Annotated in this window: 13 protein-coding genes and 1 pseudogene; 12 read left to right on the top strand and 2 right to left on the bottom strand. The window is 36.5% G+C overall.

All coding sequences use genetic code 11. The features are described 5' to 3' along the window. The first annotated feature begins 228 nt into the window (after positions 1-228). The 6 genes and pseudogenes from NYE65_RS08130 to NYE65_RS08105 all read left to right on the top strand — a co-directional run bounded on the left by NYE65_RS08130 (position 229) and on the right by NYE65_RS08105 (position 5,912). On the top strand, positions 229-765 hold the full coding sequence (locus NYE65_RS08130) for a TetR/AcrR family transcriptional regulator (protein ID WP_098177348.1): 537 nt from the start codon (positions 229-231) through the stop codon (positions 763-765). Positions 766-1,284: 519 nt separating this feature from the next. Further along, positions 1,285-2,454 (top strand): serine hydrolase domain-containing protein, encoded by a 1,170-nt coding sequence (locus NYE65_RS08125; RefSeq protein ID WP_340860417.1) that lies wholly within the window; start codon positions 1,285-1,287, stop codon positions 2,452-2,454. 380 nt (positions 2,455-2,834) lie between these two features. Then, positions 2,835-3,443 (top strand): annotated as a pseudogene (locus NYE65_RS08120) (bclA protein); the annotation flags it as partial. A gap of 288 nt (positions 3,444-3,731) precedes the next feature. Next, entirely contained in the window at positions 3,732-4,244 is a 513-nt protein-coding gene (locus NYE65_RS08115) for a DinB family protein (protein ID WP_328175978.1), read from the top strand. Between the two features lie 192 nt (positions 4,245-4,436). Then, complete coding sequence (locus NYE65_RS08110) at positions 4,437-4,646, top strand: hypothetical protein (protein ID WP_034304456.1); 210 nt, start codon at positions 4,437-4,439, stop codon at positions 4,644-4,646. A gap of 468 nt (positions 4,647-5,114) precedes the next feature. Continuing rightward, the gene (locus tag NYE65_RS08105; RefSeq protein ID WP_034304454.1) at positions 5,115-5,912 is read left to right on the top strand and encodes a fumarylacetoacetate hydrolase family protein; all 798 of its coding nucleotides are present in this window, start codon (positions 5,115-5,117) and stop codon (positions 5,910-5,912) included. A gap of 516 nt (positions 5,913-6,428) precedes the next feature. Here NYE65_RS08105 and NYE65_RS08100 read toward each other — a convergent pair. Next, complete coding sequence (locus NYE65_RS08100) at positions 6,429-7,403, bottom strand: hypothetical protein (protein WP_340860411.1); 975 nt, start codon at positions 7,401-7,403, stop codon at positions 6,429-6,431. Positions 7,404-7,524: 121 nt separating this feature from the next. Next, positions 7,525-8,799 (bottom strand): S-adenosylmethionine decarboxylase related protein, encoded by a 1,275-nt coding sequence (locus NYE65_RS08095; RefSeq protein WP_445670407.1) that lies wholly within the window; start codon positions 8,797-8,799, stop codon positions 7,525-7,527. 221 nt (positions 8,800-9,020) lie between these two features. On the opposite strand from NYE65_RS08095, the gene speD reads away from it, so the two are divergent. The 6 genes from speD to NYE65_RS08065 all read left to right on the top strand — a co-directional run bounded on the left by speD (position 9,021) and on the right by NYE65_RS08065 (position 15,048). Continuing rightward, complete coding sequence (gene speD / locus NYE65_RS08090) at positions 9,021-10,334, top strand: adenosylmethionine decarboxylase (RefSeq protein ID WP_340860407.1); 1,314 nt, start codon at positions 9,021-9,023, stop codon at positions 10,332-10,334. 394 nt (positions 10,335-10,728) lie between these two features. Further along, positions 10,729-11,292: a hypothetical protein gene (locus NYE65_RS08085; protein WP_336059642.1), complete on the top strand. Its 564-nt coding sequence runs from the start codon at positions 10,729-10,731 to the stop codon at positions 11,290-11,292. A gap of 71 nt (positions 11,293-11,363) precedes the next feature. After that, positions 11,364-12,848: a DUF2642 domain-containing protein gene (locus NYE65_RS08080; protein WP_340860404.1), complete on the top strand. Its 1,485-nt coding sequence runs from the start codon at positions 11,364-11,366 to the stop codon at positions 12,846-12,848. Positions 12,849-12,884: 36 nt separating this feature from the next. Continuing rightward, positions 12,885-13,016, top strand: a complete 132-nt coding sequence (locus NYE65_RS08075) for a hypothetical protein (RefSeq protein ID WP_258249134.1) — start codon at positions 12,885-12,887, stop codon at positions 13,014-13,016. After that, positions 13,009-14,364: an arsenic transporter gene (locus tag NYE65_RS08070; RefSeq protein ID WP_328136231.1), complete on the top strand. Its 1,356-nt coding sequence runs from the start codon at positions 13,009-13,011 to the stop codon at positions 14,362-14,364. Before NYE65_RS08075 ends, NYE65_RS08070 begins: the two co-directional genes overlap by 8 nt. 15 nt (positions 14,365-14,379) lie before the next feature. Further along, the gene (locus NYE65_RS08065) at positions 14,380-15,048 is read left to right on the top strand and encodes a DUF2642 domain-containing protein (protein ID WP_328175972.1); all 669 of its coding nucleotides are present in this window, start codon (positions 14,380-14,382) and stop codon (positions 15,046-15,048) included. Positions 15,049-15,188: the final 140 nt, after the last annotated feature.

Here is a 15,188-nt window from a genome sequence, read left to right as displayed (position 1 = left end):
TCATCCTAATATTACATACAACACATTAAAACAACTAGTTATTATTTAAACGTTAAGTTATTAATTAAACACTTTGTTGATTTAATGGCATGGACATAGTATATTAAAGCAAATTGAAGGTAACAATAAGCAAAATGAAAATATGTGTTATTAAATAGTCATTTATTAATGTTTTGTTCACTTAAAAACATATTGATGTGATTTGGTTAATAAGTAGGAGGGAAAAACGTGGTTGGTACACCAGGAAACCGAAGAACATTGTATAGTAAAAAGGTAATTATAGAGGCTTTTTTACTGCTACTACAAGAAAAAAACTTAAATAAAATTACTGTTACGGATATTTGCAAAGAAGCAGATATTAATCGCGGCACTTTTTATTCTTATTACAATGATCCGTTTGATTTAATGAGAAGTATTGAAGAAGAAATGATAGAGAAAATGATGAGTACAATTAATAATTCAGGAGAACAAAATATACTAAATGAACTTTTAAATTTGATACTTATAAATAAGGAGCTCTGTAAAATCATTTTTAATGAAAAAAATAGCTCTCATGTACTAAATACAGTTTTGAATTCTGCTCATGATATAACAATTGCAGAAATAAAAAAACAGTTACCAAATGCTAATGAGACTCATTTAGAATATTTTTTCACTTATTCGACAGGAGGAATCATTGAAGTAATTCGAAAATGGATAAATGATGATATGAAAATTCCAACTGAAGAAGTTGTACAAATCTTAGAAAGTATGAACGTTACCTAATTTCAATAAACAGTAATTTAATATTATGAATAATTGTCATTAATAGGTACAGAGATTCACTATAAAAAAAGACCATTATCATTGAGTAATTTGCTTAAAATTATTCTATATCTAATTAGCTAAAGAGATAGTAAACTTCTCGGGAAAATATGAAGAGTTTCACTTAAACTAACGGGTGCGTTAGCTGAAGAGCAGAGCTGTCTTTAAGGCAGCTTTTTCTTATGGAACTATCGGGGCAGGATAGTTCATCAAGCATATTGTATTCGAACTATGCAATAAATAATAAACCATGAGAATAGAAAAATGACATTTAAATCTAATTATTTGGTTTTATGGTAAAATTATGTAAAAGGAATGGCGCAATTCCTTATAAAAAAAGAACATTGAAAATCAATATGAGAATGATGAGTATCAAGATGAAGACGAGGATAGTCATTTTATGCAAAGTATAGCTGTGTGATTCATATGGAACAACAAGCAACCACCCATACAATATTAATAGAAAGAGAGGAATGCCTTATGAAAATACGTAGTCAAATTACATTTGCAAGTCTGGCCCTATTAATAACTGGAAGTTCCCTGCTATACACATCGCCACCCTCAATTGCAAAAGTAGAGCCTACTCAAAATGTATCTAGTTCGTTACAAACAAGCACTCAACGAGGTCATAATTCCGTCAAGCAAGCAATGCGGGATACATTGCAACTTGGATTCCCTGGGATACTTGCTAAAACTTCCGAGGGTGGAAAAACGTGGGGTTATGCCGCTGGGTTAGCGAATCTGAGCACCAAGGAACCAATGAAAACAGATTTTCGCTTTCGCATTGGCAGCGTGACGAAGACGTTCATCGCAACGGTTGTACTTCAATTAGCTGGCGAGAACCGCTTGAATCTAGACGACTCCATCGAAAAATGGTTGCCTGGTGTCATTCAAGGAAACGGATATAATGGTAAAAAGATTACCATCCGGCAGATATTGAACCATACAAGTGGTATCGCCGAATACTCAAGGTCAAAAGACACTGATTTTATGGATACAAAAAAATCTTATACGGCTGAAGAATTAGTGAAGATGGGGATTTCGCTGCCCCCAGACTTTGACCCAGGAAAGGGCTGGTCTTATTCAAACACAGGATACGTATTACTGGGTATTCTTATTGAAAAAGTAACCGGAAACAGTTACGCGGAAGAGATTGAAAATCGGATTATTGAACCGCTTGATTTGTCGGATACATTCCTACCTGGCAATTCAAGCGTTATTCCAGGCACCAAGCATGCTCGGGGATATTCCCAACCAGACGAAGCAAGTGACATTAAAGACGTTACTTATTATAACCCAAGTGTAGCTAGCTCGGCTGGAGATATGATTTCTACTGCTGACGATTTAAATAAATTCTTCTCTTCCTTGCTCGGTGGCAAAATACTGAAGGAACAGCAACTAAAACAAATGCTTATTACAGTTCCTACAGGAAGAGCAGGAATTGATGGATGGGGTCTTGGAATCTTTGAAACTAAGCTTCCAAACGGTGCCTCGATATGGGGACACACAGGTGGCATTCTAGGGTTTTCTACTCTTGCTGGAGGTACACTTGGAGGCAAGCATACGTTGGTCGTCAGTTTGAACAGTATGGGTAGAGATAACAGTCCTAATCCTTTTAAAAATATTTTACTTGCTGAATTTAGCAAGTAGGCAAAAAGGAAAAAAAGATTGTACTTAAACTAACGGGTGCGTTAGCTGAAGATCAGAGCTGTCTTAAAGACAGCTTTTTCTTATGCAACTATCGGGCAGGTTAGTTGAAAAAAGGAAAGATGGTCCAATGTTTCGCATAAGACACATATTGCGAAACTAGCTCAGCAATTCATCCAGGGAGAAATTTAATCCGGAACAAGTCGGAACGCTGGTAAAAGCTATATTTTCTATTTAGTTACAACTATATGGACAAATAGTCGCGCAATATTAAAAAACAAAAATATATTATTTAGAAGGAGGTGAATTTTATGTCATCTAATTCTAATTTTTGCTGTCCTTTCTGTTTTAATAGGATCTGTTGTTGTCCCCCTGTTCATCAAGGACCTCCAGGACCTCCAGGTCTCCAAGGAGTTCCAGGAATTCCAGGGCCCCGAGGACTACGAGGACCTCAGGGACCTCAAGGACCCCAAGGGCTTCCAGGACCTCAAGGACCTCCAGGAGAAGATGCAGGTTGTCTATGTGATTGCTGTGTTTTTCCTATGCAGAACGTTTTACAACAACTTGTTGGGCAAACTGTAATTCTTGGCACTATTGCAGACGCACCAAATGTACCTCCTCTCTTTTTTTTATTCACTATTATTGAAGTGAATGATTTTTTAGTTACTGTTACAGATGGAGCGACAACCTTTGTGGTAAATATTTCTGATGTAACAGGGGTAGGATTTTTACCTCCAGGACCAACTATCAATTTGTTGCCACCTGTTGATTCTGGGTGCGAATGTGAGTGTCGTGAACGACCAATTAGACAATTGCTGGATACACTTATCGGTTCTACAGTGAATCTTTTAGCAAGTAATGGTTCTATTGCAGCAGATTTTAACGTGGAACAAACAGGTCTTGGCATAGTGTTAGGTACTTTACCAATAAGTCCTGAAACAATTGTTAGATTTGCAATTTCGACTTGCAAAATTACGGCTGTAGGGCAGTAGTTGAATAAGGAATGTTGTTTAAAACAAATATTTAGTGAGAAAGTAGTTATTAAAAATTAGTTTTTTTGTAGTTTTATTAAGCTTATTTCCACGTGTGACTGTTCAATATTTATTATTTTTGTAATTTGGCTTTTAAAAAGAAATATATTAATTTGAACTAACGGGTGCGTTAGCTTACGATCGGAGCTGTCTTTAAGGCAGCTTTTTCTTATGGAACTAAAGGGGCAGGATAGTCCATTTAAAGTATAATATTGGTAGACGCCGTAACAAGGAATGAGGAGTGATTGGATGATTTTTGATTTAAGAGGCGAGCCAGAAATGGACACTGTTACAGGAATTCTTTACTCCATGGTGGACGGAAATTATAAACGGTTAAAATCCATCGTTGCTAATATGTCACAAGAGGAAATAGATTATAAAGGTCCTGACCAGAAATGCAACAGTACAGCCCAATTGCTAAAGCATTTAGCTTACGTGGACCTCACCTGGGTGTATAGAATAAAGGACGAGGTTATGCCATTAGATCTTGAAGAGAAATATGGACCGATGTTAGATGAAAACAACCAGTTACCACAACTTAAAGGCATTTCCCTGGAGGTGCTCCTAAATGATTATGACGATGTTATAAATATGATTAAATCTTTATGCTACCAGTTAACAGATAAACAATTAAATCAACTAGTTGAATATAAAAATGGTAACGAAGCCACCATTAAATGGGGGATTTGGCACATAGCAGACCATAATAGGTATCATCAAGCTCATATCATCCAATTGCGTAAATGGTTTAGCCAAAGTTGAGATGTTCGTTATCTTTTTTAACGAACGGGTGCATGACCAGAAACTGATAAGCAGCTCCTTTTCTTATGCAACAAACGAGTTGTTTGATTGAGTGCCGGCTCATGTTATAATGAATAACTTACGAAAATTACTATTTTTGAACGGATGCCTAGAAAAGCCTCCGATAGCGATTAAATATGGAGGTGTAAGAGAATGAATAAACAATGGACGATTGGTCAAATTAAAGAATTTGTTGAGAAGAATTCGGAAAGTAAGTTGCTGACGACGGAATATCATGGTTTTTCTCAAAAGTTACTATTTAAATGTACATGTGGAAGCAACTTTGAAAAAACATTTAAGAAATTTAAAAATAATAACCAACGTAAATGTGATGTGTGCCAACCGCCTAAAGCGACTCGATAACGTATACAAAGAAACGAAGTGCTGAATTTCTATTAAAGAGAAGTTGGCACTTTTTCTTATGGCACTAACAAGGCAGGTGGCTGAAAAGGGACGAATTACCAGTACAAAAGTTTTGATATTTTGAGATAATCAATAAGCAATAAGTCTTTAATAGACTGGATTTGTTTAGAAAATATTATACAAGTTTGGGTGTAAACATTTCATGGGGAATGTACTACTGGGGCTGCCAATCGGAATATGTATTGCAGCCTATATAAGGAAATGCACAGATAAAATTATAAAAAATGATAGGTTCCATAAAATACATAGTTAAATAATTTTCTTATTGAACTAAAGGTCGGTTTAGTAGAAGATGGAGTCGCGACGAGAGCTCTTTTTTCCCGTAAAAGAACAGGCATGTTATAGTATAGTAGAACCGGATTTTATAATATCTGTGGTAATCTTAATCATCAAAGGAGTTTATTCATAATGCATGTGCTACAAAAAACACAAAAAATAGTTCGCTATCAGAATCAACAGGGCAATATACATTACGGTATTGTTGAGGATGACATGATATTACAACTGTCTAGCAGTTTTGCTGAACTTGTCAACAAGGAAATAAAGTATGACGGGGTCGAGCTGAAATATAGTGACGTGAAAATCTTGGAACCTGTAAAACCTTCGAAAGTGGTTAATTTCGGCTGGACATATGCAGGTCATGCGAAGGAAACGGGTGGAGAGGCAAACCTTGTTGAACCATTCCTATTTTTAAAGCCATTATCTTCGCTTATTGCAGACAAGGAGAATATTATCCTTCCTCCAAACGAGCTATCCAATCAAGTGGAACTTGAAGGGGAAGTGGCCCTTGTCATTGGAAAGCGCGGAAAAAACATTAAAGAAGAAGATGCGCTTGATTATGTATTCGGCTGCACGATATTTAATGACGTGACAGCAAGAGATCTTACAAAAAAAGATCCACAGTTTACGCGGGGCAAAGGATTTGATACATTCGGACCTTTGGGACCATGCATCGTTACCGGGGTAGATCCTACAAACTTAAGGATTGTGACCACTTTAAACGGCCGCGTTGTCCAAGACGGAAATACCAATGAAATGTCTCTAAGCATTCCATTTTTAATCAGCTGGCTTTCACAGGTAATGACACTGGAGCCCGGCGATATTTTGGCCACGGGTTCACCATCTGGCAGCTGCATGATCAAGTCGGGTGATGAAGTCGTTGTTGAAGTCGAGAATATCGGTCGGTTATGTAATGGTGTCCAGTAGGATTTGCTGGAATTCTTAATACATTAAAAAAGATCAGAGCTGCCTTTAAGGCAGCTTTTTCTTTAATTAAGGACATAATGGATGATAATTTGTTGAGTATTTAAATGGAGGAATTACGATCAGTCTTTTCAGTGTAGTAATCATAAATGGTATGTAAATATTTTTTAGTTAACATGGCTTGTTATACGAATAAAATTTAATATGTTTTTACGCCTGAAGTATTCGTTGAAATCACTAATTCAATGTATTATCCCAACCAAACCAAAATAGAAATCTGTTATTAAACTACCATTAAATAAACATCCCTACCTCCAAAAAATGACAATACCAAAGAAGAATCACGGGTGTAAATTGAATAACGAAAGAGCTGTCTTGATTGACAGCTCCTAACTTCAAAAATGTCGTGGGCGTAATGCGATTGGGCGATACCCTCCAAAAGAAAGACATCGCCAGGCTCAAATGGTTAAAACCACATTTACACAAAAATATTTATATCCCATGGTTCTCTTTTTGATGCTATCTTTTTTTCGGGCCTTTTTTCCCTTTGGGTCCTTTGGGGCCCTTGCCATGTTTCCCATCACCGGTTCCCGCTGAATCTCCTCCATCATGAGGACCTTCATCGCCTTTAGGTTCCGAGAGCTCCTCGGTTTGCACTGACTCGGTGGAGGCTGTGCCATCTTTCGGGCCTTTTTTCCCTTTGGCGCCTTTTTCCTTTTTTACGTCACCGGTTCCCGCTGAATCTCCTCCATCATGAGGACCTTTATCGCCTTTAGGTTCAGAGAGCTCCTGGGTTTGGACTGACTCGGTGGAGGATGTACCATCTTTCGGTCCTTTTTTCCCTTTGGCGCCTTTGTCCTTTTTCACGTCACCGGTTCCCGCTGAATCTCCTCCATCATGAGGACCTTTATCGCCTTTAGGTTCCGAAAGCTCCTCGGTTTGCACTGACTCGGTGGAGGCTGTGCCATCTTTCGGCCCTTTTTTCCCTTTGGGTCCTTTGCCATGCTTCCCCTCACCGGCTCCCGCTGAGTCTCCTCCTTCATGAGGACCTTTATCGCCTTTAGGTTCAGAGAGCTCCTCGGTTTGCACTGACTCGGTGGAGGATGTACCATCTTTCGGTCCTTTTTTCCCTTTGGCGCCTTTGCCATGTTTCCCCTCACCGGCTCCCGCTGAGTCTCCTCCTTCATGAGGACCTTTATCGCCTTTAGGTTCCGAGAGCTCCTCGGTTTGCACTGACTCGGTGGAGGCTGTACCATCTTTCGGTCCTTTTTTTCCTTTGGCGCCTTTGCCATGTTTCCCTTCACCGGCTCCCGCTGAGTCTCCTCCTTCATGAGGACCTTTATGGCCTTTAGGCTCCGAAAGCTCCTCGGTTTGTACTGACTCGGTGGAGGCTGTACTATCTTTCGCTCCTTTTTTTTCTTTGACGTTTTTTCCTTCTGTTACATCTTGAGTTGCAGGTACTGGCTGATCTTTTTTATTAGATTTTTTCTTCATTTTTTCACCATCTTATTAAATTTATTTTCTTGTTTAACTTATGAAAAAAATCCGAAACTTGATTAGACTCCAACACATTTATTTTTGCTAAGATTTTTGATCCATATCTAAAAGAGTAATTTCAGTCGCGAAACTTCCTCATCCTATTTAGCAAACAACCATCTGTATTTTCATTTTCCCCTGTCACAAAATCCGTCATGTAATAGGTCAAATATTGAGCATAATGATTGTTTGTAGTTAACAATAACTCGTCCACATAATACACACCGTTAGGTATTTGGTCCAGCAAAAGTACGGTTAATGAAGCATAGATACCGCACGCTACCTGAAAATAAGTCGCATTGGTTTTATATTCTGAAAATACCACATCATTGCTTAATATATTGTACATATATCGCTCCTTGTCTTTAAACACAAGAAGCACCCCCACCAAGTCTTCCCCTTCCATTGGCGCCTCAAGCGGATCAAGAACCTTCATTTCATGGTTCCATAATTCATCAACGTCATCCAGATGGGAACGGATCAACTCGGTGGTATGTTCATTTACTTTATATAAAAAGCCACCTTCCAAATCATACAACTGACATAACGTATATACTTCTTCATGAGGCATCAAACAACCATAAAACTGGTTTCCGCCTAAATTCACTTTGAATTCAAGGTTATAAACTTGCTCGTATAAGAAGAGTGGTGTGTGGTGCTGAATAAACATCGGGTAGCTCATAATCGCTTCATCAAGGAAACATTCTGGTGACCAGGTTGTGTAGATAACGTTCTTTTTTGCCAATTTCTTATCTTTAAAAAAAGAAGTGTCTTGTTCAATAATATAGCAGGCAATTGGGGATTCTTGGGCGTATTTGTTGAGAAGCTCTATCGCCATCCATTGAACGACTCCTGGATTCATCCCGGAGCAAACAATAGCGGACGTATTGGTGAAACCTTTTTTGAATTTTTCAAAGTATCTAATTATCTCAATCAAAGGGAATCCCGCATACAATTCTTCATTTTCGTCAATCATAGTGTTCTCCAAGGCAGAATTAACATATTTCACACCGAATTCATTGCAGCATTTTAGCATCTCCACTGTGTCAGCATAGGAAAGATCAACCACAATATCTGTTTTTGTATTCTCCAGATGTTTTTTAAATGTCATCGTATCCATTAAATCAAATTCGTGTAGCAAAAGCTTATTGACTAAATTAGGGAAAAGATTATGGTAATAATCTAGTTCTTTTTGTTTCACATCGATTAAGTGTATTTTGTCATTAAAAATGGTATCGTAAATCGGGTCTTTTTTATCAAGTATCGATTTATTTAATATAGCGAGTAATGACTTTGCCACACCGCCAGCGCTTCCGACAATGGAGATCACTGTATTTTTGGCCTTCATATTCATATCTCGTCCAAATCCTTTTTTATATAACTTATGTAAAAGCAATACGAAATGTTATGGACAGGTTCCATAACACTCCAAAGTGAGTAGTAACTATTTTATGGAAATGGTACAAACCATTTAGCTTATTGAACATAAAATAGCTATACAAGCATGGTGGTAACAGTTCCTCTCTTTCATAAACTGTATAACTCCATACATTACCTAAAAAGGAAGTGGAATAGTTGGATTCATATGGACAGCATTTCATTATAGATGCTAAGGAATGCAAGGCGGAAATTCTAAATGATGCGAAGTTGTTGGAAAAATTATTAACTAAAGCGGTGTCTGATTTAGGAATGGAGATTTTAAATACTCATTTCCATTCATTTTTGCCTCACGGGGTAACGGGTGCCATCATTCTCTCAACTTCACATTTTTCGATTCATACATGGCCGGAACACCGTTATGCAGCTTTAGATTTATATACGTGCGGAAATCAGGAATTATGGCCAGTATTAGAAGAGCTTCTTATCGAAATGAAAGCGGGTTCCGCTTGTGTTTATGAACTTTCACGCGGACATGAATCAAAAAATGAACCTGCCATAAAAGATCTTATTTTCACTCATGATGGCAGTAAAAAGAAAGATAGTGAAAGGATTGTAGAATTACGGGATGACCGCGGAAATGCATATGATAGTATACAGTTAAAAGAACTTGTGGAAGGACAACATAATATTCTCTATCATGGTTCCAGTCAATTTCAAGATATTACTTTAGTTGAGGCCAATGACTTGCGGTTATATTTAGATCAAGAGTTACAATTTTCTTCATTGGATGAAAGGCATTATCATGAAGCATTAGTATTCCCTGCGATGGAGATGGCTTCTGATCATGAACGAGTTCTCATATTAGGAGGTGGAGATGGACTTGCTTTACGTGAAGTTCTTAAATATCCCAACGTAAAACATGTCGATCTTGTTGATATTGATCCTCAGGTGATTGAACTTGCAAAGACAAATCCAAAATTAATAACTCAAAATAATCGTTCTCTATTGGACGAAAGGGTAAATATTCATTTTGAAGATGCAAAGAAATTTATTTTAAGGGAATTGCAGCCCTACAACGTAATAATTATTGATTTTCCAGATCCCGTTGACCCAGTCATTAGCTCATTATATACAATTGAATTGTTTAGTCAAACAGCAAAAATATTATCCAAACAAGGTGTGTTAGTTTGTCAGTCTAATTCACCAGAAGATACACCAACAGTATTTTGGAGTATTGGTAAAACTATTAATAAGGCCGGTCTTAATACACTTGAATACAATGTTATTGTCCCCTCTTTTGGCTTATGGGGATTTCATTTAGCAGCACATTTCAAGCTTCCAAGAATTATTCCGAGTATTTCTGTCCAACATCAAGCTCTGACTTCAGATATGTCGAATTTGTTTACTATTCATTCGTCAATTAAGGAGCAGCGGGGAAAAGCAGTTATGAATGGCATCAAAAATCTAAACTTACACAAGTTGTATAAAAATGAAATAGAAAAATGGTGACAAAACACCAGGTTTTTAGAGTCCATAAAAACACTTTTTAGTTTTGCTGCTTAAAATGACTCCGGTTATGCGCCGGGGTCTTTTTTTTGTAACTCTCTGGGTACATTCGCTGCGATCCACCCTCTTTACCCTCTTGTATTCAATATACTTCAGCTATTTTAAAAGGCGTTCTTGCTTCGAATAAAGTGCTTTTTTAACTATCCATTATTCTGGACATAGAGTTCCTTCAGTATTTTCCGTCATGTAACCCCAGGAAATTCAAAAGGTTAGTGCATATACACATTTTTGATGGATTTCAGTGTTATGGATAGAAGTTGGACATTTACCACGACACAATGTCATTCCATGACACATATACATACAGGGTAAATGATTATATAGGAGGCGCAACATTATGAATAAGGAATGGTTAACTAATTTGGTTGGGAAAGTTCTAAAGGTAGATAGAGGAGGGCCTGAATCTCGGACAGGATTATTATTAGGGGTATATGATGACCACTTATCGATTTTAACTGAACAAGAAGGTGTTATCTACTATAAAACCGACCATATAAAAAGTATTACTGAGAATGTAAAGAAGGGGTTCCAATTTCAATTGGAAATTCCCGAAGATTTTACTTTTAAAACAGCTGCAACTTTTAAAGGCTTACTAGATGACCTTAGAAATCAATGGGTAAATATTAACCGAGGCGGTCCTGAGAAGCTTGAAGGCGTACTTCATGATATTAATGATGAATTTGTAACGTTAATACTAAACGAAGAAGTTATTCGCCTGTCAATGTTCCATATCCGCAGTATCAGTTACGGGGCAAGAGTAGAGAAACAAAAAGAAGATGAAAAATCGGAAAAAAATAAAAATAATAAAGACGATGGAAAATCGGATAAAAATAAAGATAATAAAGACGATGGAAAATCGGAAAAAAATAAAGATAATAAAGCTGAAGAAAAAGAAAAATAGTATATCCCATAAATGATGTGTCGCTTCTGAACAGAAGCGACCATCCAATTAATAAGGGGGGGGCTCATCAGATGAAAAAACAAAATTTTCAAGAGGCACTTCATTCACTGATAGGTTTTAATGTAAGTATCATTTCCGATGATAAAACCGTTCATGATGGGGTGGTACTGGATGTGAAAAGTGACTTTATTGTCATTCAAATGAATCCAGATAAACCATGTTATTTTAACTTAAATCAGGTTTATGCCTTATCAAAAAACACCAAAGAATTCCAGGCCCAAATGATTGACCACGAGCCAACACAAAAACAAAGTTTTACAGAATTAATAAATGAACTCAAAGGTAATTGGGTGACAGTAAAAAGGGATAATAATTTAACCTTTGACGGATTTTTAAGTACCGTAACTAATAATTATATCGTTTTATTAAATAAGGATAAGCAACTTTATGTCCAATTATCAAATATACTTTATATTTTCAATGGGATAGAGAATAAGGAATCATCTGAGAACAAACAGCAGGAAAATAAGGACGAAAAAACTGAAAGTAAACAGGCAGAAGGAGATCAAGCTAAGGAAAGTGATTCCAAGCTGATGGAAGACACTGAAGTTAATTCTAAAGAGAAGGAAGAGCCGGTTGAACAGAAACAAGAACAAGACATTTTAACCATTGGAAAAGAAGATCAAGTTTCACCAACTGAAATAAGTGCACTTCCGGAAGTTTTATCTTTCGTGAAAGAAGAGCCGGTTGAACAGAAACAAGAACAAGACATTTTAACCATTGGAAAAGAAGAGCAAGTTTCACCAACTGAAATAAGTGCACTTCCGGAAATTTTATCTTTCGTGAAGGAAGAGCCGGTTGAACAGAAACAAGAACAGGGCATTTTAACTATTGGAAAAGAAGGACCAGCTTCACCAACTGAAAGAAGTGCACATGCAGAAGTTTTATCCGATGTAAGAGAAGAACCGACTGTTCAATCTTCAGTAAATGAAGTGAACAAAAATCAATCCAATGTAAAGAAAAGTACTAATAAATATAAGAAACAAAAATCCACTGAAAAAAAGAAAAAAAGTAAGAAGGAAAAAGCTTCAGAAACTAATCCTGAAATAAGTGCACACCCGGAAGTTTTATCTAACGTGAGAGAAGAACCCACTTTTCAATCTACAGTAAATGAAGTGAACAAAGATCAGTCCAATGTAATAAAAAAAAGTGCGGATAAAAAATATAAGAAACAAAAATCCCGTGAAAAGAAGAAAAAAGAAGGTAAGAAGGAAATGCCTTCAGAAACTAATAAAAAAAATATCCAAGGGGCAATCCAAGAAAACCTGACTGAAGTATTCAGGGAATCAAGCCCTCAAGAAATGAACGAACAATCCGCGAAGAAAAATGATTTAAAAGAAAAAAGAAAACTGATAGATAAGAAGTGTTACGAATTAATGAAGTCCACTGAAAAAATGAATACAGACAACGGAAATCAAAAAAACGAATATTATTCATTAACGAAATTTGCTGAAAGAATGCAGGGGAAATTGAAGGCAAAACGGTCAAAGCCTTAAGATACAATTCAAGGCTAATTGAAAGGAGGACATGGAATGATGATTTTGTTTTTTTCTGTAATTGGGGGAGTCTTCTATTCTTTTTTTGTAAAACCTCAAAATCAAACCACTCCTGATACCGTAAAAATTACACCATCCAAAAACAAGGCGGCGGAGGTAAATGCTTAGTTCACAAATTGTCTTGATGACAATAATTTTTACTTTAACAATTATTCTCATGTTATGGAGACCATTTGGGATTAACGAAACGATACCTACTACAATAGGTGCCTTGACTGTATTAGTTGCAGGTATTGTTCCTTGGATGGATGTTTTAAATATATTTGATATTATCAGGGGCGCTTCTTTAACCATATTATCCACCATTATGATGTCTATTGTACTTGAGAGCATTGGTTTTTTTAGGTGGATTGCTTTGAATATCATCATCCGGTCTAAGGGTTCAGGGGTTAGATTATTCGTTTACACTAATCTCCTATGTTTTTTCATGACCATGTTTTTCAATAACGATGGAAGTATCCTTATCACAACACCTATCATTATTCACATTGTAACGTTACTAAAGATTAAACCTCACCAAAAAATCCCCTTTCTAATATCAGGAGCTCTAATTGCAACGGCAGCGAGTGCCCCAATAGCAGTAAGCAATATTTCCAATTTGATTGCACTAAAAATTGTAGGACTGAGCCTTAATAGTTATATCAATATGATGTTTGTTCCTTCAATGATAGGGATTTTAACAATCGGGTTATTACTTTATCTCTATTTTAAGAAGGACCTTCCAAGGAAAATTCCCAGTGTACCTGTAAAATGGGATAATACCTTTTCACGCTATGTACAAACTCATCCACTCGATGTAAAACAACAATCCGAAGATAATGATTGGAAATTGTTTAAAATGAGTTTTGCAATCGTCATTTTAACTCGGGCGAGCTTCTTCGCACTTACACCATTTGGAGTTCCCTTGGAATTGATCGGTATGGTGGGAGCGTTCCTTTTAATAATACTGAGATGGTATAAAACCAAAACTGGTCTTAGCGATATTGTAAAGAAAACACCGTGGCATGTTCTTTTATTTGCTTTCAATATGTACGTGCTGGTATATGGTTTGAAGAATGTTGGCTTGAATGATTATATCGTCAGCAATTTAAAACCCTTAATAATGGACAGCCCATTCAACGCTACCATGATCATGGGCATATTATTAACGATCCTATCCAATTTATTTAACAATCTTCCTGCAGTCATGATAGGGACTTTGTCGATAACAGAGATGGGATTGGATCCTCACCTTGTACAAATTGCTTATCTTGCTAACGTGATTGGAAGCGATATAGGTGCTTTGTTAACGCCTGTTGGTACGCTGGCTACATTAATTTGGATGTATATATTGAAGAAACACTCCATCAATATCTCCTGGGGAAAGTATCTTAGGGTTACCTTTTTGATAATCCCTATAGGGTTAATCGTAAGTTTAATCTCGCTGTATTTTTGGACCACTTGGTTATTAAAGTAGGAAGGAGGAGTGATTATGAATAAAATCTTACAAAATCTCAGAGGAAAAACAATTAAAATAGAAATTTCCGGAAAAAAAATCTTTTTCGGTACACTGGTTGATACTGGTATTGATGTAGTGGTTATCTTTAATGGACAAGATTTTGTGTATCTTCCAATAATTCATATTCAAAATTGCAAAGTAAATACTACGGAAAACGAGGAGATTTTCCTTCCTGTAGATTCACATGGAATTGATTCTGAGGAAGAATTATCACTACGAAAAACTCTTTTATCCGCGAAAGGGATGTTCACGGAAGTATACGTGACTGGTAACCAGCCTTTACATGGTTATATAACAAGGGTGATGAATAATTACTTTGAATTCTATTCACCAGTTTACAAGACTATGTATATACCTTTAAATCATTTAAAGTGGATTATCCCATATACGGACAATCAAACTCCTTATGGTTTAAGTAACAAGGATCTTCCTGTACATCCATCAAAACATTCAATGGCAAGAACCTTTGACGTACAAATGGAAAAACTGATCGGTAGCTTAATTATTTTTAATATAGGAGAAAATTCCAATTTAATTGGACAAATTAATAAGTTAGAAGATAATTTTGTTGAACTTATTACGGCTAGGGAGGAACCTGTATATTTAAATCTTCATCATATTAAGACAGTTCACCTACCCTGAATGAAAGGCAGCAAATATGCTGCCTTTTGTTTTTTCTTCTCTAAAGTGTAAACAAGGTGAGAGTACTTTAGAAAAAACCCACATCTTACATATGAATATTTTTGTGGAAAATAGGTATTTTGAGAGTTGGAAACCATAAT

This window comes from Peribacillus sp. FSL R5-0717 (assembly GCF_038002945.1).
GTDB classification, from domain to species: domain Bacteria; phylum Bacillota; class Bacilli; order Bacillales; family DSM-1321; genus Peribacillus; species Peribacillus frigoritolerans.
This window is presented reverse-complemented; position numbering and strand designations above follow the sequence as displayed.